This is a genomic window from Ruania halotolerans (assembly GCF_021049285.1).
GTDB classification, from domain to species: domain Bacteria; phylum Actinomycetota; class Actinomycetes; order Actinomycetales; family Beutenbergiaceae; genus Ruania; species Ruania halotolerans.
In genome coordinates, this window is the sequence record NZ_CP088017.1 from 1,527,125 (window position 1) to 1,550,991 (window position 23,867).

At 70.0% G+C, this 23,867-nt stretch carries 20 protein-coding genes; 10 read left to right on the forward strand and 10 right to left on the reverse strand.

The genetic code is table 11. The features are described 5' to 3' along the window. Window positions 1–6: 6 nt before the first annotated feature. Genes hemE through hemL form a run of 8 tightly spaced genes read left to right on the forward strand, consistent with a single transcriptional unit; the run spans window position 7 to window position 8,695 of the window. Window positions 7–1,125 carry a uroporphyrinogen decarboxylase gene (gene hemE, locus LQF10_RS06670; protein ID WP_231066702.1) on the forward strand — a complete coding sequence of 373 codons (1,119 nt, stop codon included), beginning with the start codon at window positions 7–9 and terminating at the stop codon, window positions 1,123–1,125. Next, complete coding sequence (locus tag LQF10_RS06675; RefSeq protein WP_231066703.1) at window positions 1,122–2,702, forward strand: protoporphyrinogen/coproporphyrinogen oxidase; 1,581 nt, start codon at window positions 1,122–1,124, stop codon at window positions 2,700–2,702. Before hemE ends, LQF10_RS06675 begins: the two co-directional genes overlap by 4 nt. A 50-nt stretch (window positions 2,703–2,752) precedes the next feature. After that, window positions 2,753–3,475, forward strand: coding sequence for a hydrogen peroxide-dependent heme synthase (gene hemQ, locus LQF10_RS06680; RefSeq protein WP_231066704.1), 723 nt, complete (start codon window positions 2,753–2,755; stop codon window positions 3,473–3,475). Window positions 3,476–3,477: 2 nt separating this feature from the next. Next, window positions 3,478–4,695: a ferrochelatase gene (locus tag LQF10_RS06685; RefSeq protein WP_231067266.1), complete on the forward strand. Its 1,218-nt coding sequence runs from the start codon at window positions 3,478–3,480 to the stop codon at window positions 4,693–4,695. After that, a complete protein-coding gene (hemC, locus tag LQF10_RS06690; RefSeq protein WP_231066705.1) occupies window positions 4,692–5,645 on the forward strand; it encodes a hydroxymethylbilane synthase in 954 nt (317 codons plus the stop codon). Before LQF10_RS06685 ends, hemC begins: the two co-directional genes overlap by 4 nt. Then, on the forward strand, window positions 5,638–6,402 hold the full coding sequence (locus LQF10_RS06695; protein ID WP_231066706.1) for a uroporphyrinogen-III synthase: 765 nt from the start codon (window positions 5,638–5,640) through the stop codon (window positions 6,400–6,402). The genes hemC and LQF10_RS06695 overlap by 8 nt, the downstream gene beginning before the upstream one ends. Beyond that, a complete protein-coding gene (gene hemB / locus LQF10_RS06700; protein WP_231066707.1) occupies window positions 6,399–7,373 on the forward strand; it encodes a porphobilinogen synthase in 975 nt (324 codons plus the stop codon). Before LQF10_RS06695 ends, hemB begins: the two co-directional genes overlap by 4 nt. Beyond that, window positions 7,373–8,695, forward strand: a complete 1,323-nt coding sequence (gene hemL, locus LQF10_RS06705) for a glutamate-1-semialdehyde 2,1-aminomutase (protein WP_231066708.1) — start codon at window positions 7,373–7,375, stop codon at window positions 8,693–8,695. The genes hemB and hemL overlap by 1 nt, the downstream gene beginning before the upstream one ends. A 91-nt stretch (window positions 8,696–8,786) precedes the next feature. On the opposite strand, the gene LQF10_RS06710 is transcribed toward hemL, so the two are convergent. Next, complete coding sequence (locus LQF10_RS06710; RefSeq protein ID WP_231066709.1) at window positions 8,787–9,749, reverse strand: hypothetical protein; 963 nt, start codon at window positions 9,747–9,749, stop codon at window positions 8,787–8,789. 111 nt (window positions 9,750–9,860) lie between these two features. Between LQF10_RS06710 and LQF10_RS06715 the strand changes: the two genes are divergently transcribed. Next, the gene (locus tag LQF10_RS06715) at window positions 9,861–12,005 is read left to right on the forward strand and encodes an MSCRAMM family adhesin (protein ID WP_231066710.1); all 2,145 of its coding nucleotides are present in this window, start codon (window positions 9,861–9,863) and stop codon (window positions 12,003–12,005) included. Here LQF10_RS06715 and LQF10_RS06720 read toward each other — a convergent pair. Genes LQF10_RS06720 through LQF10_RS06760 form a run of 9 tightly spaced genes read right to left on the reverse strand, consistent with a single transcriptional unit; the run spans window position 11,983 to window position 22,925 of the window. Continuing rightward, a complete protein-coding gene (locus LQF10_RS06720) occupies window positions 11,983–12,357 on the reverse strand; it encodes an ArsR/SmtB family transcription factor (protein ID WP_231066711.1) in 375 nt (124 codons plus the stop codon). The genes LQF10_RS06715 and LQF10_RS06720 overlap by 23 nt on opposite strands. Beyond that, a complete protein-coding gene (locus LQF10_RS06725) occupies window positions 12,354–12,851 on the reverse strand; it encodes an SRPBCC domain-containing protein (protein ID WP_231066712.1) in 498 nt (165 codons plus the stop codon). Before LQF10_RS06725 ends, LQF10_RS06720 begins: the two co-directional genes overlap by 4 nt. A gap of 54 nt (window positions 12,852–12,905) precedes the next feature. Further along, on the reverse strand, window positions 12,906–13,355 hold the full coding sequence (locus LQF10_RS06730; protein WP_231066713.1) for an NUDIX hydrolase: 450 nt from the start codon (window positions 13,353–13,355) through the stop codon (window positions 12,906–12,908). A gap of 9 nt (window positions 13,356–13,364) precedes the next feature. Further along, window positions 13,365–14,087: an ABC transporter ATP-binding protein gene (locus LQF10_RS06735; protein WP_231066714.1), complete on the reverse strand. Its 723-nt coding sequence runs from the start codon at window positions 14,085–14,087 to the stop codon at window positions 13,365–13,367. Continuing rightward, window positions 14,084–14,992, reverse strand: a complete 909-nt coding sequence (locus LQF10_RS06740) for an ABC transporter ATP-binding protein (protein WP_231066715.1) — start codon at window positions 14,990–14,992, stop codon at window positions 14,084–14,086. The genes LQF10_RS06735 and LQF10_RS06740 overlap by 4 nt, the downstream gene beginning before the upstream one ends. Then, window positions 14,989–17,670, reverse strand: coding sequence for an FtsX-like permease family protein (locus LQF10_RS06745; RefSeq protein ID WP_231066716.1), 2,682 nt, complete (start codon window positions 17,668–17,670; stop codon window positions 14,989–14,991). Before LQF10_RS06745 ends, LQF10_RS06740 begins: the two co-directional genes overlap by 4 nt. Further along, entirely contained in the window at window positions 17,667–20,792 is a 3,126-nt protein-coding gene (locus LQF10_RS06750; protein WP_231066717.1) for an FtsX-like permease family protein, read from the reverse strand. The genes LQF10_RS06745 and LQF10_RS06750 overlap by 4 nt, the downstream gene beginning before the upstream one ends. Window positions 20,793–20,823: 31 nt before the next feature. Beyond that, entirely contained in the window at window positions 20,824–21,738 is a 915-nt protein-coding gene (locus LQF10_RS06755; RefSeq protein WP_435531435.1) for a 3-methyladenine DNA glycosylase, read from the reverse strand. Next, on the reverse strand, window positions 21,735–22,925 hold the full coding sequence (locus LQF10_RS06760) for a heparan-alpha-glucosaminide N-acetyltransferase domain-containing protein (protein ID WP_231066718.1): 1,191 nt from the start codon (window positions 22,923–22,925) through the stop codon (window positions 21,735–21,737). The genes LQF10_RS06755 and LQF10_RS06760 overlap by 4 nt, the downstream gene beginning before the upstream one ends. Window positions 22,926–22,992: 67 nt before the next feature. On the opposite strand from LQF10_RS06760, the gene LQF10_RS06765 reads away from it, so the two are divergent. Continuing rightward, window positions 22,993–23,799 (forward strand): methyltransferase domain-containing protein, encoded by an 807-nt coding sequence (locus LQF10_RS06765; RefSeq protein ID WP_231066719.1) that lies wholly within the window; start codon window positions 22,993–22,995, stop codon window positions 23,797–23,799. Window positions 23,800–23,867: the final 68 nt, after the last annotated feature.

The following is a 23,867-nucleotide window of genomic DNA, read 5'->3' on the forward strand; positions in this document are numbered from 1 at the left end:
GAGAGTGTGAGTCTCTCTTCCGCCCAGCCCGGCTCCTCGGCACGGCCAACGCCTGACACTCAGTCCCTTCCCGAGGGGCACCCCCTGCACGGCCCCACGGCTGAGGCTCCACTGATCCGTGCCTACCGTGGCCAGCGGCCCGCGACCACCCCGGTCTGGTTCATGCGACAGGCCGGCCGATCGCTCCCTGAATACCGTGAACTGCGTACCGGCACGCGAATGCTCGACGCCTGCCTCGACCCCGAGCTGGTCACCGAGATCACCATGCAGCCAGTGCGCCGCCATGGAGTCGACGCCGCGATCTTCTTCAGCGACATCGTCGTCCCCCTCAAGATCGCGGGTGTGGACGTCGACATCGTCCCCGGCAAGGGTCCCGTGCTCGCACACCCCGTCCGCACCTCCGCGGACGTCGCCGCACTGCGTGAGCGCACGCTCACCACCGACGCACTCGAACCGATCGTCGAGTCGATCCGCCGCCTCACCGCCGAACTCGGCTCCACCCCGCTCATCGGATTCGCCGGCGCACCGTTCACCCTCGCCGCCTACCTCGTGGAAGGCGGACCGTCGAAGGACCAACTCTCCGCCCGTTCCCTGATGCACGCCCAGCCCGAGGTCTGGGCCGACCTGATGAGCTGGATCGCTGAGCTCACCGGCACTTTCCTCACCGCGCAGATCCGCGCCGGTGCCTCCGCAGCCCAGCTCTTCGACTCCTGGGCGGGCGGCCTCTCCCTCGCCGACTACCGCGCGTTTGTCGCCCCGTACTCGGCTCAGGCGCTCACCGCTGTCCGCGCTCTCGGCGACGTCCCCACAGTGCACTTCGGCGTCGGTACCGGCCACTTGCTCGGCGCCATGCATGAGGTGGGCGTGGACGTCGTCGGCGTGGACTGGCGTACCCCCCTGGACCAAGCCGCTGCCGCCCTGCCCGGCGTCCCCCTGCAGGGCAACATCGATCCGGCCATGCTCTCCGCCGGCTTGCCCGCGCTCACCGCCCACACATCACAGGTTCTCGAATCAGGCCGCGCCGCGCCCGCACACGTCCTCAACCTGGGCCACGGCGTGCCTCCGGACACCGACCCTGAGGTGCTCACCCGGCTCGTTACATGGGTGCACGAGCAGGACGCATGACTGCCGGCCCCGTGAGCCACGACGCTGATGTCGTCGTGATCGGCGGGGGAGTGGCGGGCCTCGTGGCCGCCCGCGCTGCCGCGATCGAGGGCGCAGCAGTAGTGCTCATCGAGGCCTCCGCCACCTTTGGCGGACTCGTCGGCAGCCACCAACTCGCCGGCCTCACGCTCGACTCCGGGGCGGAGAGCTTCGCTACCCGCGGCGGCACCGTCGCCGCCCTCGCCGCCGAGCTCAACCTCCCCCTGGCCACCCCCGCCCCCGTGCCGGCCCGCGTGCTGCACCACGGCGTCCTCCACTCGCTGCCAGCCGCCGGAGTCCTCGGCATCCCCACCGACCTTGGCGCCCCCGGACTTGCCGACGTGCTGGGCGCAGACGGCCTGGCTCGTGCTCGCCAGGACCTCACCCTCGGAGCCCCGACCTCAGGCGATGCAGCGCCGATCAGTCTGGCCGACCTCGTCCGCAGCCGGATGGGCGACGCCGTCCTGGACGCACTCGTGCGCCCGATCGTGCGCGGGGTGCACTCCGTCGAACCGGAGAACCTCAGTGCCGAGGTGCTGTTGCCCGGAATCCACGAACGCCTCACCACCTATGGTTCTCTTGCCGCCGCCCTGGCCAGCATCCGTGCCGCCGCCCCCGCAGGCAGCGCCGTCGCCGGCATCGACGGCGGCATGCACCGCCTGGTCAGCGCCCTCACCGAGGATCTGCGCGCCCGTGGCGTCACACTCCTGACGGCGGCCCCCGCCCAGGCGCTGCACCGCATCGACCGCCCGGGAACCGCGGGCCAGTGGCAGATCCTGTACGGTCACCGGCCGAGCAGAGCGTGCTCCGCCAGCGAGAGTGCTGCCAGCAACTCCAGCAACGACGGCAACTCCAGCAGCGACGGCAACGACGGTGGTGCGATCAGTGCCCGGAGCGTGATCCTCGCGACCGCCCCGCCCACGTGGGACTTCCTCGCCCCTGACGGTCCCACTGCCACCGACGACGATGGGGCCACCGAGAGCCTGGCTGCCCTTCGGGAGATTGCCGCATCGTGGCCCCGCGCTCAGGAGGTTGACCTCCTCACCCTCGTAGTTCGCACCGCCGATCTTCCCGCCCACACACAGGCGGGCACACTCGTCGCCGAGCCCGGCCATGGCGCCAAAGCACTCACCTATGCGAGTGCCAAATGGGACTGGGTGGCCCGTGCGGTCAACGGTGGATCGGTGCATCTGAACGCAGCGAGCGAGGATGGCACGCAGGATGAAGCGAGGGCCGTCGTCAGGCTCTCGTACGGGCCAGGGATCGTGCCCGCCGGGGACGCTGCCGCCCAGCGTGCGCTTGCCCTGCGGGACGCGGGAGTGCTCACGGGCACACCGCCGTGGCCCGAACATGCCCTCGATGCCCTCGCTCACACCCGCCTGCACCCGCCCGCGCCGGTGCTCTCGTGGGCAACGTCACACGCCGCCGGCCCGCTGCGCGAAGCGGTCGGTCGATTGGAAGCGCTCAGCGTGACGGGCGCATGGATCTGCGGATCCGGGCTCGCCTCCGTGGTACCCGACGCCACCGCCGCCGGGCGGGAGGCCGCCGCGGGCGACTGAGGTGACGAGGCGTCACAATCGGCGTCAGCACGCCGGTTTATGGTGATGGAATGAATCCTGCGACCACCGGTCCCGCTGAGAGCGAGCCAACTCCCACCGGCGAGGCCGTCGAGCAGCCACACGCCTACACGCTGTGGGCCGTGCTCCGGCGCGATCCGCACGGTGACAGTGCCGCAGCCCCCGCCGATGCCGTCGCCGAGTTGGACCAGGCGCTCACCGCCACGCCTGGCGTCACCGTGCGCGGTCTCTACGACGTCTCCGGCTTCAAGGCTGACTCGGACGCGATGATCTGGCTGCACGGCCCCCGCGCCGAAGACCTGCAGGCGGCCCTGCGCACGCTGCGCCGCACCGCCCTCCTGCGCCCCCTGCTGCCCACGTTCAACATGATGGGCATCCACCGCGAGGCGGAGTTCAACGCCCGGCACGTGCCCGCATTCCTGCGCGGTAAAGAACCACAACAGTGGCTCACCATCTACCCCTTCGTGCGCTCCTACGAGTGGTATCTCCTCCCCGAGGAAGAGCGCCGGGCGATGCTCGCCGACCACGGGCGGCGCGGGGCTGCGTTCCGAGGTGTGCTCGCCAACACCGTGGCCGCCTTCTCCCTCGGCGACTACGAGTGGGTCCTCGCGCTGGAAGCCGAAGAACTGACCGAACTCGTGGACCTGATGCGGGACCTGCGCTACACCGAGGCCCGCAGGCACGTACGCGAAGAGGTGCCCTTCTACACGGGGCGGCGCATCAGCGCGGCCGAACTCGCCGAGGTGCTCTCTTGACCATCGAACCCGGCCTCAAACCACCCCCAGCCTCCGAGGTCTTCCTCGCCCCGGGCGCCCTGGTACCCGCCGCCACGGCCGCTGCTCAGGCCGGGCCGGAGCATGTGCTCGAGCCCACGGCCTACGACGCGATCCTGCTCGCCGGCTTCGGTGGCCCCGAGGGCCAGGACGATGTGATCCCGTTCCTGCGCAATGTGACCGCCGGGCGTGGGATCCCCGACGAACGGCTCGAAGAGGTCGCCCATCACTACCGCCACTACGGCGGCATCAGCCCGATCAACGAGCACAACCGCCAGTTGAAGGCAGCCCTGGAGGCGGAACTCGCTGGCCGCGGCATCGACCTACCGGTCTACTGGGGCAACCGGAACTGGGCCCCCTACGTCCCCGACGCGCTACGCGAGGCACACACCGACGGTCACCGTCGGCTCCTGGCCATCCCCACCAGCGCGTACTCCTCCTACTCGAGCTGCCGCCAGTACCGCGAGGACATCGCCGACGCCCTGGAGGCCACCGGACTGGGAGCGGATATGCAGGTGGACAAGGTGCGCCAGTACTTCGACCACCCCGGGTTCGTCACCCCGTTCTGCGACGCGGTCGCCGGCGGCCTCGCCGAGCTACGCGAACGCGGCGCCACGGCTATCGAGGTCCTGTTCGCCACCCACTCGATCCCGACCGCCGATGCCGAACGGTCCGGCCCGGCCGCACTCGAACTCGGTGACGGCGGTGCGTACGCCGCACAACACCGCGCCGTTGCCGAAGTGGTCATGGAAGCCATCGGTGAGCAGGGCACGCCCTGGCAGGTGGTGTACCAGTCCCGTTCCGGTCCTTCGAGCCAGCCCTGGCTCGAGCCGGACGTCAACGACGCCATCGCTGCGCTCGCTACGCCCGATGGGGAGGGCGCGAACCGCCGCGACGGTGTGGTGATCGTGCCGCTCGGGTTCCTCTCCGACCACATGGAGGTGCTCTGGGACCTCGACAACGAGGCCATGGAGACCGCCACCGAACACGGTCTGGCCGCGGTCCGAGTAGCAACCCCCGGGATCCACCCCGCCTTTGTGGCCGGGCTGGTCGACCTCGTCGTCGAACGGGTGCAGGGCACTCCGGTCGCGGAGCGCCCCGCGCAGACCGACCTCGGGCCCTGGTACGACGTCTGCCGGCCCGGATGCTGCGAGAACGTGCGCCGCGGCTTCCGTCCCGCCGTGGCCGGGGTGCAACCATGACGGCGGTGGCGACCAGGATCGGCACCCGCGCCTCGGACCTGGCCCGCACGCAGGCGGGCACTGTGGCAGACGCGCTGACCGCCGTCGGGCTGGCCTGTGAACTGGTGCCGATGACCAGCGATGGCGACAAGACACGCGCCTCGCTCGCCAGCCTGGGCGGGACCGGGGTGTTCGCCGCCGGGTTGCGCACCGCCCTGCTCGACGGGCGCTGCGACGCCGTGGTGCACTCCCTCAAGGATCTGCCCACCACACCGCATCCGGGACTGACCGTGGTGGCCACCCCCACGCGGGAAGACCCGCGCGACGCACTATGCGCCCGGGACGGTCTCACTCTCGCCGAACTGCCCGCCGGTGCACGCATCGGTACCGGTTCGCCGCGCCGCGCCGCCCAGTTGCGCACGCGCCGCCCGGACGTGGAGGTGGTGGACATCCGCGGGAACGTCGGCACCCGGCTCTCCTTCGTCACCGGCGGTGAGCTCGACGCCGTGGTGCTCGCCGCCGCAGGGTTGCACCGCCTGGGCCTGGATGACGTGGTCACCGAGCACCTGAACCTGACCGACTGGCCCACGGCGCCCGGGCAGGGAGTGCTCGCCGTGGAGATCCGTCATGAGGACGCCGCCCGCGACCAGTTGCCCCTCATGCGGGCCCTCGCCACGATTCACGACGACGCAGCCTGGGTGTGCGCGCAGGCCGAACGATCCGTCCTGGCCACCCTGGAAGCGGGGTGTGCTGCACCCGTGGCCGCCTACGCCGAACTCGACTCTGCAGGCTCAACTGGCACGGGTAACACCCTGATGCTGCACGCGGTGGCCTATCGCCCCGGCGGTGGCGACCAGGTGGACCACCGCATCAGCGGCGCTGTTGTCGATGGCGCCGATGCTGTGGCGCTGGGCGCCGAGGCTGCCCGCCACCTTCTCGACGCCGGCGCGTCAGCCTGGATCCATGACTGACCTCGCTGGCGCGACCATCCTGGTGCCCCGCGGTGGCGCCTGGGGTGAGCGGGTCAGTGCACGGGTGCGTGAATGCGGCGGTAGACCCTGGGTGGTGCCGCTGCTGCAGACCACGCCCGTGACCGAACCCGCCGTGGAGGCCGCCCGCCGGGACCTCGCCGCAGGCGCCTACGACTGGCTCGTGGTCACCTCCGCGGCCACGGTGGACCTGGTGCGCAGCTGGGATCTGCAGGCGAAGGTGGCGGCTGTGGGGCCTGCCACGGCGAGCACCCTGCGCGAGGCGGGGATCGCCGTCGACCTGGTGCCCGAGCACACCTACTCGGCGACCGGGCTGCTGCAGGTGTGGCCGGGCCCTGAGGGCACTGAGGATGCTGGTGGCGGTGCACGCGTGCTCCTGCTGCGTTCCGACCTTGCCCGGGCCACTCTCGCCGACGGTCTGCGCGAGCGAGGCTGCCAGGTAACCGACGTGATCGGCTACCGCACGACGGCCACCGCCGTGACCGCCGCCGACAGTGCCGATATCCGCGCCGGCCGCGCCGATGCCGTCCTTGTCACGAGCGGCTCGATGGCCCGTGCGCTCGCCGCGCTGGACCCTGCGGCCGATACCGTGGTGGCCAGCATCGGCCCAGTCACCACCGCTGAGGCACGTGAGGCAGGTCTGGCGGTTCGCGCCGAGGCAAGCGAACGCACCATCGATCACCTGCTGGACGCCCTGAGCGAGACGCTGACCCTGGCAGCACGGGAGGAACAGTCATGAGAATCCGACCACGCCGGCTGCGGCAGACCCCGGCCGTGCGCCGCCTGGTGCGCCAGACGCGGCTGCACCCGGCCGAACTGGTGCTGCCGATGTTCGTGCACGAGGGCGATGAGCCCCGACCGATCGCGTCGATGCCGGGGGTGGTGCAACATTCCATGGATTCCTTCCGTGGCGCGCTCGCCGAGGCCGCCGGCGCACGCGTCGGGGGTGTGATGCTCTTCGGCGTCCCCGCCCAGCGCGATGCCACCGGGACGGGTGCAACCGAGGCCAGCGGCATCCTGAACCGCGCCACTGAGGTGGCCGCCGCCGAGGTGGGGGACGCGCTCGTGGTGCAGACCGACCTGTGCCTGGATGAGTTCACCGACCACGGCCACTGCGGGGTACTGGACGCCAGCGGCCGGGTGGACAACGACGCCACGCTCGCCCGCTACGCCGAGATGGCCCTCGCCCAGGCGCGCGCCGGGTCCGCACTGTTGGGTCTGAGCGGCATGATGGACGGGCAGGTCGCCCACGTGCGCGACGCCCTCGATGCCGAGGGCTTCACCGATGTGGCCCTGCTCGGCTATGCCGCCAAGTACGCCTCTGCCTATTACGGCCCGTTCCGCGAGGCCGTGGACTCCCAGCTCAGCGGCGACCGCCGCAGCTACCAACTTGACGCCGGCAACCGGCGTGAAGGTGTGCGCGAGGCGGAGCTGGACGCCGCCGAAGGTGCCGATGTGGTGATGGTCAAACCGGCGTCCTCCTACCTGGACGTGCTCGCCGACGTCGCTGCCACGAGTGAGGTGCCGGTCTGGGCGTACCAGGTATCCGGTGAGTACGCCATGGTGGAGGCCGCGGCCGCACAAGGGTGGCTGGATCGGGAGGCCGTGATCGCCGAGAGCGTGCTGGCCATCCGCCGTGCCGGTGCCGACGCCGTCCTGACCTACTGGGCCACCGAGCTGGCCCAGCGCCTGACCACCGAGGAACTGTGATGACTGAACCGTCGACATCTGTGTTCGAACGAGCAGCCGCTGCGATTCCGGGCGGGGTGAACTCCCCGGTGCGGGCATTCGCCGGCGTCGGCGGCGATCCCGTGTTCGTGGACCGCGCGTCCGGCCCCTATGTCTACGCAGGGGAGCGCGAGTACGTGGACCTGGTCGGCTCCTGGGGCCCGGCGATCCTCGGGCACGCCCACCCCGAGGTGGTCGACGCCGTCCAGCAGGCCGCAACCCGCGGACTCTCCTTCGGCGCACCCACGCTGGCCGAGGTGGAACTCGCCGAGCTGATCCGGGAGCGGGTACCGGTGGCCGAGCTGGTCCGGTTGGTCTCCACGGGCACCGAAGCCACCATGACGGCGTTGCGCCTTGCCCGCGGCGTGACCGGGCGCGACCTGATCATCAAGTTCGCCGGGCACTACCACGGGCACTCCGACGGGCTGCTCGCCGATGCCGGCTCCGGCGTGGCCACGCTCTCGTTGCCCGGCTCGGCCGGTGTCCCCGCCGCATTCGCCGCGCAGACCATCGTGTTGCCCTACAACGACCTCGACGCCGTACACGCCGCATTCGAGGCTCACCCGGGCCAGATCGCGGCCGTGATCACCGAGGCGGCCGCTGCCAACATGGGGGTGGTGGCTCCCGACGCAGGGTTCAACGCGGCGGTGAGTGAGATGGCGCACGAGCACGGCGCACTGTTCATCGCCGATGAGGTGCTCACCGGCTTCCGCACCGGCCCGGCCGGCTGGTGGGGTGTGGAAGCCGACTGGACCCCTGATCTGCTCACCTTCGGCAAGGTCATCGGCGGCGGCATGCCTGTGGCCGCGCTCGCCGGGCGGGCCGACGTGATGCGGGCTCTCGCTCCGACCGGGCCGGTGTATCAAGCGGGCACGTTGTCCGGGAACCCGGTGGCCGTGGCCGCCGGGCTGACCACCCTGCGCCTCGCGGACGAGCAGGTGTACACCCGCCTGCACGAGGTAGCCGCGACGATCTCCACGGCTGTGGCCGAGGCGCTCGCAGCCGAAGGTGTGCCGGTGGTGGTCCAGCGCGCCGGAACGTTGTTCTCGTTCGCCTTTGGCTCCGCCGCCGAGTGCGGCTGGTCGGGCGGTGCCGGACCGCGAGACTATGCCGAGGTCCAGGCCGCGCAGTCGTGGCGGTACCCGCCGTTCTTCCACGCGATGCTGCAGGCGGGTGTCAGCCTGCCGCCGTCGGCGTTCGAGGCCTGGTTTGTCTCCGCGGCGCATGACGACGCTGCGGTCCAACGTATCCTCGACGCCGTCCCCGCCGCGGCGAAGGCGGCTGCCCGCGCGCGTCCCGCCTGAGCGAATCATTCAGATCTCGCCGATGAACAGTCGCGTCCATCGGCATCTTCTACGTACCTGCCACTGCTGCGGCGATTGCCGTCGTCGTGGTTCAGTGGCGTCGTGCGGCACGCCCCCATGCCGCGCCGAGCGCGAACTGACTGGACACTCCGTAGTGCGCCATCGCGTCGGCCACCCGGCGGCGCGCAGTTCGCTGGGCCATCCCTAACCGGGACGCCGCCGCTTCCATCGTCATCCCTTGGTTCATCAGCACCAGCATCGGTTCCCAGGAACGCTGCGGGCTCTCCAACGGCGAGGCCGCGTCCCAGAGGTCGGCAAACATCGCGCCCGCGATCTCGGCGATCGGCTCTGAGCGGACGGTCATGAGGCTGGTCGGCCACGCCTGGCCCCAGGTGAATGGCAGGCCGGCGACCGCACCGTCGGACACCCAGAACAGACTCGGCGGGTCAGGGTGCATCCGGATCTCCGTGCCGCGGTCTTGCATCCGGGCCAGTGCCCCGCGTAGCGATTCGTCCGCCGCATCGGCCATGCTCACGATGAGGCGGACCCGCAGGTCACTCATCGCCGTGCTGGTCCAGTCGGCGATCGGCCGATCGCTTCGATGGTGGAGCAACCGGGACAGGTCCGGGATGCACAGGTCACACTGCTGCGGCGTGTCCCTCGTGAAGTGGAGCATCCAAGAGTCGGTCGGGGCACGCCGACCGTGGACGACCTCGGCCGCGAGGGTGCGTTCATCCGTGCCGCCGGCGTCCCAGGCCTGCAGGAGAGCCGGAAGGGTGCCGAGGGCTTCGTTCAGGTCGGCCGCAGTCTGAGTGAGTTCCTCGATCCGGCTCTGAACGTCGGTGCGGATGGTCTCGGTGATCGGGACTTCGGGACGGCGGTAGGTGATCGTCTCGTCGTCGAGGTCGAGGTATCCGAGCCGGCGGAGTGACTCGACCCCCGACTGGACCTCCTCGGTCGGTGCCCCCGTGACCGCTGCCAGGTGTGCGGTGGTCGTTGCCCGGCTGCGCAGAGCTGCGGTGAGTAGGCGGGTGAGATCTTTTGACAGAGCCACACATCCTCCAGATCAGCAGCAGTGGCCACTATAGGCCAGGGGACGCTTCTGTCCACAGTATGGCCACTAGCGTCAGACCCCAGGCGGTCAGGATCGGCGAGGAGGCGGCAGATGGGGGTGCACGTGCGGGCGTGGGCGCGGCGTGCCGTCCTCGTTGCCGCCCTCGCGCTCGGGATCGCCTGTGCCGGCACGGCACCGACACTCGCGCTGGGCACACCGGAGTCATCGGTGACCTTCGACGAACCAGACGGCCTGGTTGCCGGGCCCGGCGGCGACTTCTCCTACTTGCTGCCGCTTGATCACGGCGCCCGGCCGTCGTACCCGTTCCGCGGCGAGGTCGCCTGGTCCGAGTCGCCATTCTCCGTCGAGGTGACGGGAAGGCGGCTCGACGGAACACCGGTCACGGTGTGCGAGTCCCTGGAATACGAGCCAGGCACCTCCAACTGGGTGTGTTACTACTCGGCGCGGCAGCAGGGCCCGCTGCCCACCCTGATCGAGCTCGAGGCCGCCCTGCGGCCCGCCGACGCTGTTGAACCGGTGGCGTGGGGTGCCGTGCCCGGGGTGCGTATCCTCGGCTCGCCCGCCCTCGACTCGCGTGCGGTCGCCTCCGACGGGGCATCGGCCACGCTCTCCGGTACGCGCGAACTGGGAATGGGGGTGGCCATCTACCCCGGCCGAATAGTGCCTAGCTCACCGCCAGAGGGGGCAGAAGCGCTCTGCGTCGACGAGGCGTGGTCGCGGGCGGAATGGTCCTGCGAGATCGACACCTCTGGCCTTGCCGAAGGCCGGCACACCTACAGTGCGCGTCATGTCCCGATTGACGGCGACCCCGCGGATATCGAGTTCTTCGTCCCCTCGGGCTTCCGGTGGATCTATGTCGATCAGCCAGAGCCGACGCCAGAGCCGACGCCGACACCCACACCGACGCCAGAGCCGACGCCCACACCGACGCCCACACCGACGCCAGAGCCGACGCCGACACCCACACCGACGCCCGATCCCACACCGCCCATTCCCAGCCCGACACCGACGGCGGCTCCCGTTCCCGATCCTGCCGATGAGCCCGAACCTGAGTCGAGCGCAGGGCCTGTGCTCGTGCCCCCGTCGGCGCTGAACCCCCCGTCTGCGGCAGCGCCCACTGAGCAACTCGCTCCAGACCCGACTCCAGACCCGAGCGCGGCAGTCGACCCCGAACCAACCGAGCACCCGACATCGTCGGACGATCCCGAACCTGACTCGGGCGCCACCGGGGCCGCCGGCGCCGCTGGTCCCACCCCCGGCAGCTCCGGTTCGAGCACCACCCCATCCAGCTACGGGCACGCCCTGACCGCGCCACCGGAGCTGATCGCCGCCGGACCGGCCGCGCTCGGTGGGGCGGCGCTGACCGCGGCCGGCTTCCTGGTGCTCGTGGCGCTGCCCTCGGAGCTACTGCATGCCACGCTCCGGCACAACTACACGCAGGCGTTCGGCTTCCTCGGCGGCTGGCGGCGCCGGTGGACCACGTGGGCTGCTCGAGCCACTGTGCCGCCGTGGATCGCAGCGGGTCTGCTGCTAGCCGCCGGAGCGCTCATCGGAAGTCTTGCCACACTTGAGACTGGCGGGCTATCCGTGCTGGCTCGCCTCTGCCTCGCCATGTTTCTCGCGCTGGTCACCACGAACGGCGTCGGAGTCGCCCTGGGGTGGCTGATGGGCACCCGGTACCGGGCGCAGCCGCAACTGACCCTGATGCCCGGGTTCCTCCTCCTGACCGCGGCGAGCGTGCTGGTCTCGCGTGCATTCGGCCTCGAACCGGCGATCTTGTTCGGCGTGCTGATCATGACCACGTTCGGCGGCGCCCTGCGGCGAGAGCAACGCGGCGTGCTCTCGGCGGTGGTGTGTGCGGCATTCGCGGGCCTCGGCGGCCTGGCCTGGATCGGGTACGGACTGATCGACCCATCCACCACGGGGTTCGCAATGGAGTTCCTTCGCGAGTACCTCACCACCTTGCTCACCGGCGCGATCGGATACTGCGTCGTGGCGCTGCTCCCGTTGACCTTCCTGGACGGCCAGCGAATCCTGCGCTGGTCCAAGCCGGTGTGGGCGCTGCTCTACGCCGCCGTGATCGTGCTGTTCCTGCTCACTGTGGTGCCGCTGCCGAGTTCGTGGCAGGAGGCCTCCGGTGCTGCCCTGTGGTGGTGCGGAGCCTTCGGGGCGTTCGGTCTGGCATCGATCGCGATCTGGGCGTGGTTCCGCATCAGGACTCCGCGATCTCCTTGATCTGTGCGAGACGACGGTCCCAACCGCGCCCAATCGTCTCCAACTGGGCGGCCAGCCGGGAGAGCGGAGCGCCGAGTGCGCGGTACTCGAGCGCTCGTCCGGTGCGCCCTGTGCTCCCGGAGGCGGCCTCCACGAGACCGACAGCCTCCAGGGCTCCCAGATGTCTGGCGATCGCCTGACGGCTCACCGGAAGCTCCCTGGCCAGGTCGCTCGCCGACGCGTCCCGGCTGCCGAGGGTGCTGAGGATCTGCCAACGGGTCGCATCCGCCAGCGCCGCGCACACTGCCACCACCTCGGTCGTAGACGTCGTGTTGCCAGTGGTACGTGCGGCGCTGTCAGCCCCAGGGCTCACCGTTGCGTGCCTTCGCGCAGCAGGCTGTTCGTGGTGACGAACTCCGCGAGCGAGTCCAAGACCGCGTTCCAGCCGCTGGTGTTCTCCTCCATCGCGGCACGGCGCTGCGCGGCGGGCTTGTTCAGGAAACCGGACTCGTGCACGCGTAGGCGTGTACCGCCGTCGTGCTCGGCGAGTGTGAACTGAACGGTGGTGGACGTGGCGTCGATCTCGCCTTCCAGGTCGCCCCAGGTGAACGCGAGCTCTTCCGGAGGGCGCACCACGTCCAACCGCACCGGGTACGGCTTGCCCTCCCAGAAGAACGAGCCGAGGGATCCGGCGCGCCACCCGTCCGGGAACTGGACCGGGTCCCACCAGGCCTCGATGTTCTCTGGAGTGGCCAGTGCTTCCCACACCTTCTCGCGCGGGGCGTCGATCGTGATCGTGCGGGTGATGGTGCCGGCGTCGGTGTCAGCCACGGCGGCAGTGTTGCTGGTGGCGATGTGCTCAGTCATCGTGACCTCCTAGGTGCAATGATTGTGTTGCACCCAAGGTAAACGATCAGACCCCTATGGTGCAACTGTTGAGTTGCACCCTTGATGTAGGGCGGGAATCACGTGTCTCGCGAGGAGGGGAGCGAGGTCGGGTGGCGGCGCTGCCAGCGGGGTCCAGCGCAGCTCCGCGATCTCCCGTGCCGCCTTCGGCTCACCGGGCAGGTCGGCGATGAAGACGGTCGCGTCCACGCGGGTGTCCGGCTCGTTTGCCGCCTCCTCCTCGTACTCTCCGAGCAACTGCACGGCCGACTCAGGCACCGTCAGGCCAAGCTCCTCAAGCACCTCTCGCACCGCCGCCCTGCGGGGCGTCTCACCCGGGTCCACCTTGCCTCCCGGGAGCATGAACCTGGTCGTGCCCTGCTTGCGGACGGTGAGTAAGTGCTGCCCGCTGGCGCCATCGGGAGCTTCGCGGATGAAACACACGGCGGAAATGGTCAAGATGGTCGTCGTTGGGGGAGAGGTCACCCCTCGACGTTAACCCTGGGCCGCGTGCCGGCCGTGCTGCCGAGCGTCGCGAGTCGGCGCTTCCGTTGTGAGTTGCCCGTTGTGCAGGTGCACCACCCGGTCCGCGCGCCCGATCAGCAGCGGGTCGTGCGTGGAGACCACGGCAGCAATTCCACGCTCGGAGGTCAGCTCGGCGATCAGGTCCATGATCGTGGCCGCCGTCACGGAGTCGAGCTGGCCCGTGGGTTCATCGGCGATGAGTACCTGTGGATTGGTGACAAGTGCGCGCGCGATCCCTACCCGCTGCTGCTGCCCACCGGAGAGCTCGTAGGGGCGCTGCTGCGCGTGCGGACCAAGCCCCACGGCCTCCAGCGCCAATGCCACCCGCTCCTCCCGCTCCCGGCTCGGCACCCGCTGCACCCGCAGTGGTACCTCCACGTTCTCGGCCGCGGAGAGGACCGGCACGAGACCGAAAGACTGGAATACGAACGCTAGCGTGGCCTGGCGCAGCCTCAGGGCGTCCTTCTCGGCGAGAGTACTGAGCTCGGTCTCGTCCAGGTACACCGCCCCCGACGACGGCCGGTCCAGGCCGCCGAGCAAGTTCAGCAGGGTGGTCTTGCCAGACCCGGACGGGCCGCGCACCACCAGCAACTCGCCATCACGGACCTCGAGATCGACATCCACCAGGGCGTGCACATCTGCCGATGCCGTGATGTACGTGCGGGACAAAGCACGCGCACGCAGCCGGGTCATCGCTCCTCCCCGCTGTCCTCGCCGGTGTGATCTCGCCACACTCCGACATGATCAGATTCGAGCGCCAGGCGGACGCGGTGCTTCAAGTCGAGCGCCGCCACGAAGTCCTGCGGCAACTGCATGCGACCCACCCGATCCAGCACGGCGAACTCCTCTGCTACATGCCGCTCGGCGCCGTCCCTTCCCGTCTCCCGCCGCCGCACTACCTCGGTGGAGGTACGCCCGTCCCGGATCTGCACGGTACGCCGCACATGCTCGGACACGGTCGGATCATGGGTCACGATCAGCACGGTCATGCCCAACTCGGCGTTGACGTGGCGCAACGTCTCCAGCACGTCCGCGCTGGTGACCTCGTCCAGCTCACCGGTCGGCTCGTCCGCGAGCAGCACCCGAGGCGAGTTCGCCGCGGCCACGGCGATGGCCACCCGCTGCTGCTCACCACCGGACATCTGCTCGGGGTGTTTGTCCGCGCAATGTTTCACCCCGAGCATGCCCAGCAGTTCAGCAGCGTGCGACTGGTTGACTGAGCCGGCCAGCGCCATCGGTAGGCACACGTTCTCCACCCCGGTGAGATAAGGCAGCAGGTTGCGGGAGGTCTGCTGCCACACGAATCCCACGGTGTGGCGCTGATAGTGCACCCGGTCGGCTCGGCTCATTGCGAGCAGGTCGGTCCCGGCCACCCGGGCACTCCCGGCCGTGGGGGTGTCCAGCCCGGAGAGGATGGTCAACAGCGTGGACTTCCCGGACCCGGAGGCACCGACGACGGCCACCAGGTCCCCAGCGGCCACGTGCAGGGTGAGGCCCTGCAGGGCCTGCACCTCGATCCCGTCGGCGGAGTAGATGCGGACCAGGTCCTCGCACTCGATGGTGCCGCCCGGCGCGCCGTCGGCAGTGGGTGACTTCATGATTCTCCGATCCGCACGACGGAAGTGGACAGGCGGCGCGCGATGATGCCGGCGAGCAGGACGCACCCGGTGAGCACCACCGCGAGGGCACCGAGCACGGCCGCGATGAGGAGTGGGTCGGCGCGCAGTTCAGGGGCAGTCGGTGCGCCGGTGAACGGGCGCAGGTCGATGGTGGCTGCCACCAGGTGGGGCAGGGTCAGCCCCAATCCCAGGCCCACCACGAGAGCGGCAAGCACGAGCGGCACACTCTCCCATGCCACCAGCCGCCCGGCCAGCGCTCGGCCCACGCCCAGCGTGCGCAGCACGCCCAGCAACCGGCGCCGCTCCGGTGCGGCCAGCAGCAGACCAAGCACGATCGCAAGGAACGCCAGCGTCAGGCTCACCCCCAGGGCGATCACGAAGCCAGCCTGAAGCGCGCTGGCGCTCGGGGAGGAGAGGAACTGCGCCGTACTCGCAGCGGGGGAGAGCACCGTGCCGCGGCCGTCCATCCAGTCCTCCAGTTCCGCCACCGCCTCCGGCCCTGCCCCCTCCGTCAGGTCCACCAGCACATCCCGTGGTACGAGATTCTGACCGGTGGCCTCGCGCAGGAGCTGCAGGTCCACGATCAGCCACGCCCCCGGGCCCACCACTCCGGGGGCAGCGGCCGGCTCTCCCACCACATCGAGCACTACGGACGAATCCATGACCAGACGGACCTCCACGGAGGTATCCACCTCGTGCCCGGACCACACCAGCGCCGGAACCCCGGTCGGAGAGAGGTCGGAGAGTCCGTCCGGCACGGGAACAGCGCCTGGGACCTCGGTCTGTACTTGCGCCAACGTGGTGGAGTCGACGGCATACACGCTCACCCGCCGGGACATGTCATCCTCGGCGAGGGCGACACTGGGGATGGTCGTCACAGCGCTCACCCCGGCGACATCGTCGAGGCCGGCGATCTCGGCGAGATCGGTGTCGCTGAACGGCGGACCGTTCAGGCGGACATCCGCCCCGGCCGCGGCCCGGGCACCGTCGTCGACCCCGCCACGTAGCGTTGTCACCATTGTCGTTGCCAGCACCGCGATCGCCACCCCGGTGGCCAGCGCAAGCACCGGGATCAGACCCGTGGCACCCGAGCGAAGCAACCGTGCGGAGCCGAGGAACGCCGTCAGGCCCCTGCCACGGCGGGCCACGCCGTGAACGACGTGAACCGCCAACGGGAACACCCGCAGGGTCAGCAGGCTCACCGCGATGGCGAGCAGGAGCGGGGTGGCCACCGCCAGCGGATCGGTGCCATGTGCTCCTCCGGAGCCGACCACCCCGCGGGTGAGGACCAACCACACGGCCGCTGCGGCCAGCGCCAGGATGAGCACTTCGGCCACCCACCGCCACCGGCTCGCCGACCGGATCGTGACGTCCACCCGGCTAGGGCGCAGGTGCGGCAGTGGCATGGCGGCCAACAGGACCGCTGGCGCCAGCGCTGTTGCCGTGGGCAGCAGGAGCTCGCCAAGACTGCCCGCGGCAGGCGGTCCAGGCAGAGTGAGGGTGGCGACGCCCGCCCCCACGATGGCCGCCGGGATCCCGAATGCGAGTCCTTCCGCAGCCAGCAGCGTACGCAGCAGCCGCCCCGAGCCACCGCGAGCGGCCGCCAACGCCAGCGAGGTCGCCCGCCGGGTTAGAGCGAGCCGGGAACCGAGTGCGAGCACAGCGAACGTCACCCCGATCGGCCCGGCGGCCACCATCGCCAACACGGTCGAGGTGCTCTGCCAGCGACCGATGGCGCTCTGCAGCACCTCGGTCAGGCCGGTGCTGAAATCTGCCTGGGGTGAATCGAAGGGGCCCGGTATCTCCAGCGGCTGACTGACGGCGGTGAATGCACGCAGGTCGTTGAGGAGCCCGGTGGCACCCTCCGCATCGGCACGGACCGGAACCCAGATCTCTGCCTCAGCAGTGCTGGCCATCCACTCGAGCGCTTCGGGGTGCACGTAGGCGATTGCGGTGGCCGCCTCGCCTTGGTTCGGATCAGCGTCGATCCGCGGCGACAGGGTGTTCAGCTGGTGTTGCCACTGATCGGCACCTGAATCCCTTGCCTCGAATAATCCGACGATCACGAAGCGCGGTTGGTCCGCTGGGTTCGTGAAATGACCATCAGGGCCTGTGGGTGCGGTGAACCGCTCACCGAGGCCGAGTTCCATTCGCTCCGCCGTGCCGACGGCGAGCATCACCTCCACCGGTTCGCTCGCCTCCGCCTCCGTGAGCGGCCCGGGCGCAACGCCGTCGACGACATCCACGAAGGAGGAGATCGCTCGATCCACCCGGAACTGCACCGAGGTCTCGAAGAAGTCCTCATTGCCGCCATCGATGGCGGTCAACGGGAACCGAGTCGTGGTCACTGACACCCGCGGATCACCAGCAGTGCGGGTCAGGTTCCCCCCAGCACCGGCGATGGGCTGCGCGACGGCTCTCTCGAACTCCGCGAGGCCGGCGGCGTCGCGGACTGGGGGATAGGGCACCGTGGCGGTAAGGGCCCGAAGCGTCGGTGGTGTCTCGGTGATCGTGTGGTTCACCTCGTCGGTGAACGTCTGCTGTTCCAGTCGCGGCCAGGCTGTGAAGATGGCCGACGCCACCGCTACCAGCAGCGCCAGCGCCACCGTTGCTCCGAGCGAGCTGCGGATCATGCGTAGAACGAGCCGCGTCTTCATCGCACCTCCTCCCGCCACGTGGTGTCGAGCACCTGGGCGCGTACCCGGCGGCCGTACCAATGGGCCACGCCCACCACCACGGCGACGAGCACCACCACGAGTGCGGCGGCGGTGGTCACGTCCACGCGCAGGTCAAGAGGGACGGCGGATGAAGCCTGCGGGGTGGTTGCCCGCACCAGGTCAGGCATCATCAACGCGGCGGTCCCCAGCCCTGCAGCCACTCCGGCGATCACCGCGCCCAGCTGCAGCCACAGCAACTCGGCCCGCCGGGATGCCGCCTGTTGCGCCGAGCCGACCCCGACCGCGCGCAGCACCACCACCTCACCACGGCGAGCGGTCGCCTGTGCGAGGGCAACCGCCACCACGGCCGGGATGGCGAGAATCAAGGCACCGGCCGCTGCCAGCAAGAACACGATCCGTGCCGGCGCGGCAATCGGGTCAGGTGCGCCGGACGTGCTCGCCTGAGTCACCGTTGCATGCGGGCCGGCGAGTACTGTGGCGGAATCGGCCACTGCCGCGGCGTCAGCGTCGGCCTCGATTGCCAGCCAGACCTGGGTGATCTCGGCCGGGGATCCGCCATGGCGCAACAACGCAGCCTGGAGCGAGGCCAGGTCCAGGAGCACCCCACGCTGCGCCTGCGAACCGGGAATCACTGCGATCTCGCCCGCGGATCGCATCCTCAACTCCGTGCCAGCGATCGTCACGTCCGCACCAGTCGGTAGCACGGCGTCCGACCAGGCCGGGGTCACCAGCGCCGGCACACCCTCCTCGGCGCCACTGGGTGGCGGCATGGACCGGATCGTCTCGGTGCCGGGGGAGACGAAGTTCCCGCTGTGCAAGAGACCGATCCGGGCCGAGAACTCCAGCGGAGTCGCACCGGCATCCAGTTCGGAGCCTTCGCTGCGTAGCGGCGCCGTGTGTGGATCCCACTCTGCGATGGCGCCGGACAGGTCCGTCCCGCCCGCCCTCAGCTCGCTCACCACGACGGTGTACTGGGTCTCCTCGAACATGGTGTCGAGGGTGACGTCGAGTGCCACCAACTGCCACGAGCCCTCCGGAAGGGGCACGCGCACCGTGGCCGTGGTGGGATCGCTGCCGGGGCTGGACGGACCGATCACCGGGTCGGAGGTCACGACGACTGCTTCGAACCCGTTCCAGAGGGTGAACGCCATCGTCAGTGTGCGCGTGGACGGGAGCGCGTAGTCAGGGCCGGAGATCAACTCGGACTCCCACTGCGCAGCGAGGGATACCTCTGCCTCGATCGCCTCCGCCTCGATGCGCGGACCAGTGAGGACGTCCGGGTCAGGCGCGAGCATGGTCGTCACGGCGGTGGGATCCACAAGCGCCTCGGGTGCGGAGATCACTGCGGCGTCCGAGGCGGGAAGAGCCGTGACCAACCCCGGCGTTTCGTCCTGGCGGAGTGCCGCGGTGACCACACCGGTTCCGCGGGTCACACCCTCAAGAGCGGCATACTCCGGCACCCCGGCGGGCCCTCCCGTGCCGCCCGGGTTGAGTTGCACCCGCACGTGCGCACCATTGGCCACGCCAGCCGAGAGCGTGCGTAGCGATTCGGCGGTCCCGGCGTAGGCCACCGCCAAGGTACTCACCGCGCTCGCGAGCATCACCAAGACCACTGGGACAGCGAGGACTGGCAGCTGCCGAGAGACCTGGCGGGCCGGCGTCACGGGCGAGTAGCCGGTGCGTCGCCCGGCCTGGCGGGCCAGCCAGCGTGTCAGTGGTGCCGCCACGGCCATCATCAGGAGTGCTGCCGCGAGTAGCACCAGCGCCGGGGCGCTCACCGCCAGCGGGTCCACCCTCGACGTGCCCGGGACCAGTGGTGACGCATTCCGACTGAACCGCCAGGTACTGAACACCGCGGCGGCCGCCAGGATGACCACGGCGCTCCCCGCCAGCACAGGTCGGCGCCGGCCACTGGATATGGCGGCGCCGTCGTCGGTGGTGGCGCTGGGGATGGCGCGCAGCTGCACGCTGGTGAGCACCGCCGTCTCGGCCACCGCCACGCCCAGCGCCACAGCCGCGATCAGCACCGGTGCGGCACCGGGGCGCCCAGTGGTGAGAGCGAGGGTCAGCGCGGCACCCAGCAGGGCACCCACACCCGCCACCGTGAGAGATTCGCCCAGCGCGGCTCGGCGGAGTTGCCTCCTGGCCGCTCCGCGGGAGAGCAGGATGCGTGTCTCCCGCGCCCGCAGTAAGGCGAGCAGGTGCGCGATCTGCCACGTGGCCACGAGGGAGACGGCAGCCACGATCACCAGTGGCACAGCGGCCGCCGCCCGGACCGATGCCACACCGGCCGCCGTCCGCGCCATGGTCTCGGCCAGCGTGCCTTCGGTGATCAACCCACGCACGGGCACCTCGGCCGTATCAAGGGCGCCCGGCAGGGCGGAAAGTCCGGCCTGCCAGGCCAGTAGGTCGGCGGGCCGCAGATCGGCAGGGGGCGCGATCGTCCACCGTATGAAGGGGTCGAGGTCGAGTCCCTCCAATGCCGTCACCAGGAGCGGGCCGACCGAGCTCGGCAGCAACGGGTCGATCCCCTCGGCCACCAGCGGATCACCCGCCCATCGTGGTGCGGTGGGATCAGTGGGCCGCCACAGCCCGGTGATCTGCACGACCAGTGCGTCGGCCCCGATCGTCAGCTCATCGCCCACCTCCACCTCCAGTGCCTGGGCGGCTGACGCATGCAGCGCACCCTCACCAGGGCCAGCAGGCCACGCGCCGGCGGTGAGCTCACCCGCATGCTCGGCCTCCGGATCAACGCTCAGCGTCATGGCAGCGCCCTCAAGCGCCGTGGTGCCCTGCACGTCCAGGGGCGGAGTGCTCACTCGCTCATACACCCGGGCTCCGGGGAGTAGGCCGGCCACCGTCTCACGCAGGGCGAGGTCTTGCGCCGCGGCGTCCTCGGCCTGCCGGGTCTGCACCACGAGGGTGGCGTCCTCGGCGGGAGCCTCGGTCAGCACGGTGCGCACGGCCGATGTCGAGGCGAGCGAGAGATAGCTCAGTGTGCCCGCGATCGAAACTGTGACGAGCGCGGCCATGGCGGCCAGCAGTGCGACAAGTGGGGTGTGCGCGCGAGTACGGCGCCACACCCAGGACACCCGCTGCACGAATTCGGCTCCCGTTCCCCTCGCTGTGGCGTCACTCTATCGAGCGACTCCGCGCTGGCGTGAGCGCATGGGTCACGGCGAGCAACCTCTCCCGCAGCGTGTTCGCTCGCGCAGCGAACTCCCGCTGCGCAGCCACGTACGTGGCTTTGCCCTCCGCAGTCTCGATCGGTACCGGATCGTAGCCCCACGCCGTGAGGTCGTACGGGGAGGCGCGCATGTCCAGCTCCCGGATGTCGCGAGCCAACTCGAAGGTATCGAGCAGTAGCTCGCCCGGGGTGGCCGGTCCCAGTTTCAGAGCCCATTTGTAGACGTCCATATTCGCGTGTAGGCACCCTGGTTGCTCCACTGCCGGCTGGTCCGCGCGGGTCAGCCGGACCTCGTTCCTGCCCACCGCCTCGTCGGTGAAGAAGCGGAACGCATCGAAGTGGGTGCAACGGAGCGGGTGGTTGCGCACCACCTCGTCCGTACCCTCGGAACCGAGTCGGAGCGGCACCGGATGGCGCACCTCCTGCTGCTCGGCTCGGTACACCATCGCCCACTCATGCAGTCCGAAGCAGCTCAGCCGGGCCGGGCGGGCGCGGGTGGCCCCGATCAGGTCGTGGATGTACTCGACGGCGCTGCCGCGGTCGGCGAGGAAGGCCGGCACATCGAGCGTGGCTGTACCGTCCGCACGAGAGGTGTACCACCGCCGTCGGGCATGTTCGGGTGCGTGAGCCAGTGCGAGCCCAGCGCCCGGATGCCACACCCGCAACTGCCCAGGTTTGGTGGGGTAGTAGGTGTATAGGAAGTCGTCCACCGGATGCTTGACGTGGGCGGCACGGCGTTCCCGATGGGCACGGGTGAGCGCGTCCGCTCTGGCCGCATGCATCGCTTCGCGTTCGGTCCAGGCGGCGGCCGGCAGAGTCCGGACCGGCTGTACGGGGTGGTCTTCGGGGTGCAGAGTCATGATGGTGGCGGTAGCGGCGGCGCCTGGCCAGACGCCGCCGGAGCTCGTGGGGCTGATGGGTACGGCGGTTGCGGGTACTGGTGGGCCTGGTGCTGAGGGTACGGAGGGACCGGAGGGTTCCCGTACCCGGCCAGCGGTCTCCCGGGCCGACCTGGCTGTTCGGCACGGGCGCCCATCGCGCCCATCGCGCGCTCGAACGGTCCCTTGCCGAGGGTGAGTTGCCAGAGCGTGGCGAACACGAACGTGCCCACGATGAGCCAGATGAGTGGCCAGTTGGACTGCGGGTACCACACGGCCTCATCCCCAAGGATGCGGATGTAGACGATGTGCAGGCTGTACACGGTCAGCGACATCGCGCCGGTGGCACTGAGTGGAGTCAGCAGGATGCGCAGCGGCGTGGGCCTGGTCAGGAGCAGCAGCAGCCCCAGCACGCCGATGGCGACACCGACATTGCCGAGCATCTCCACCCCGGAATCGGCATGCGGCTGCGTGCTCACCAGCATCTCTGTGAGTGAGTCCGGGGCCGGATCGAGCATCTGCGTGAGCAGTGTGCCGGCCGAGTAGCCGAGCAGCGCCATCGCCGCGCCGACGACCACCATCGCCAGTTGTACACCGGCTGCGCGCAGGTCCAGCCGCCCCACGGCGATCCCCAGCAGCAGGTACGCGATCCACGCCACGGCCGGGTAGTACCCGGTGACGAGCTCGCCGATACCAGGCACCGCGCGCAGGGGGGAACTCTCGCCGATGGCGTGCTGAATCGCGAGTACGGGGAAGGGCGCCACGGCGAGGACGATCCCCGCCACCGCGATCAGGGCGGGAATGCGCAGCCGCAGGAACGGCAGCGCCAACACGAACATCACCGCGTACGAGGGCAGGATCACGGCCACGGGCGTCAACAGAAACGTCAGGATCCAGCCGAGCGCGTACAGGATCCCGGAGCGTTTGAGGATGCGGATCCGTTGATGGCGCCACTGCGCCGGGTCGCCCGAGTCGAATGCGCGGCGGGTCATGAACGCCAGGCCCACACCGGCAAGCGTTGCGAACAAGGCGGAGGGGCGGCCGTCCGCCAGGAAGAACCAGCCCGTGGGCGTGAGCATGCCGACGTGTTGCTCGAGACCGAGGTGGGCGACGAACATTCCCAGCACGGCCACACCTCGGGCAGTGTCCACCCCTACGATCCGCGTCACCTGCTCAGGTTAGTCGGCGCGTGGCGCTCACCGGGTGAGTCCTGATGGGCAGGTCTACACTCTCGATATGGAGCGCGTCGACACATATACGCACGGGCACCATGAGAGCGTCCTCGCCTCCCATGGTTGGCGGACCGCGGAGAACTCGGCCGGCTATCTCCTCCCGCTCCTGGCGGAGAACGCCGATGTGCTGGACGTCGGATGCGGGCCGGGGACGATCACCGTGGGGCTCGCCCAGAAGGTGTTTCCCGGCCGGGTGATGGGCCTGGATCGCTCGGCGGACGTGCTGCTCAAGGCCTCCGAGCTCGCCGAGGCCCAGGGCGTGGAGAACGTCCAGTTCGAACAGGGCGACGTGTACGACCTGCCCTATGCCAAGGGTGCGTTCGACGTGGTGCACGCCCACCAGGTACTTCAACACCTGTCCGATCCGGTGGCCGCTCTCCGGGAGATGGCCCGGGTCACCCGCCACGGCGGCGTGGTCGCCGTCCGGGACGCCGACTATGCCGCGATGAGCTGGTACCCGCAGGTGCCGGGTCTGGACCGCTGGCGCGAGCTCTACCACCAGGTCACCAGCGCCCACGGTGCGCAGGCCGATGCCGGACGCCGTCTGGTTGCCTGGGCGAACAAGGCGGGCTTCTCCGACATCAGCCCAAGCGCCGGGGTGTGGTGCTACGCGAATGAGGATGACCGCAGCTGGTGGTCACACACGTGGGCTGAACGGGTGGAGAAGTCCGCATTCGCCCGCCATGCCCTGGACGAAGGCTTCAGCACCACTGATGAACTCGCTGAGATCGCGGCGGCATGGCGCGAGTGGGGGGCGGACGAGGACGCATGGTTCGCCGTCGTGCACGGAGAGCTCCTCATCCGCGTCTGACGTCGCGCGGTACAGCGGTCAGGCCGGCCCCACGCTCGGCTCCGGCACGCTGGTGGGGCAACGTTGTG

What these genes read in the sequence shown, in the direction of transcription:
- LQF10_RS06675 (WP_231066703.1), top strand. Translation starts at nt 1,122, where the DNA reads ATGACTGCCGGCCCCGTGAGCCACGACGCTGATGTCGTCGTGATCGGC.
- hemQ (WP_231066704.1), top strand. Translation starts at nt 2,753, where the DNA reads ATGAATCCTGCGACCACCGGTCCCGCTGAGAGCGAGCCAACTCCCACC.
- hemC (WP_231066705.1), top strand. Translation starts at nt 4,692, where the DNA reads ATGACGGCGGTGGCGACCAGGATCGGCACCCGCGCCTCGGACCTGGCC.
- LQF10_RS06695 (WP_231066706.1), top strand. Translation starts at nt 5,638, where the DNA reads ATGACTGACCTCGCTGGCGCGACCATCCTGGTGCCCCGCGGTGGCGCC.
- hemB (WP_231066707.1), top strand. Translation starts at nt 6,399, where the DNA reads ATGAGAATCCGACCACGCCGGCTGCGGCAGACCCCGGCCGTGCGCCGC.
- hemL (WP_231066708.1), top strand. Translation starts at nt 7,373, where the DNA reads ATGACTGAACCGTCGACATCTGTGTTCGAACGAGCAGCCGCTGCGATT.
- LQF10_RS06715 (WP_231066710.1), top strand. Translation starts at nt 9,861, where the DNA reads ATGGGGGTGCACGTGCGGGCGTGGGCGCGGCGTGCCGTCCTCGTTGCC.
- LQF10_RS06725 (WP_231066712.1), bottom strand. Translation starts at nt 12,851, where the DNA reads ATGACTGAGCACATCGCCACCAGCAACACTGCCGCCGTGGCTGACACC.
- LQF10_RS06735 (WP_231066714.1), bottom strand. Translation starts at nt 14,087, where the DNA reads ATGACCCGGCTGCGTGCGCGTGCTTTGTCCCGCACGTACATCACGGCA.
- LQF10_RS06740 (WP_231066715.1), bottom strand. Translation starts at nt 14,992, where the DNA reads ATGAAGTCACCCACTGCCGACGGCGCGCCGGGCGGCACCATCGAGTGC.
- LQF10_RS06745 (WP_231066716.1), bottom strand. Translation starts at nt 17,670, where the DNA reads ATGAAGACGCGGCTCGTTCTACGCATGATCCGCAGCTCGCTCGGAGCA.
- LQF10_RS06755 (WP_435531435.1), bottom strand. Translation starts at nt 21,738, where the DNA reads ATGACTCTGCACCCCGAAGACCACCCCGTACAGCCGGTCCGGACTCTG.
- LQF10_RS06765 (WP_231066719.1), top strand. Translation starts at nt 22,993, where the DNA reads ATGGAGCGCGTCGACACATATACGCACGGGCACCATGAGAGCGTCCTC.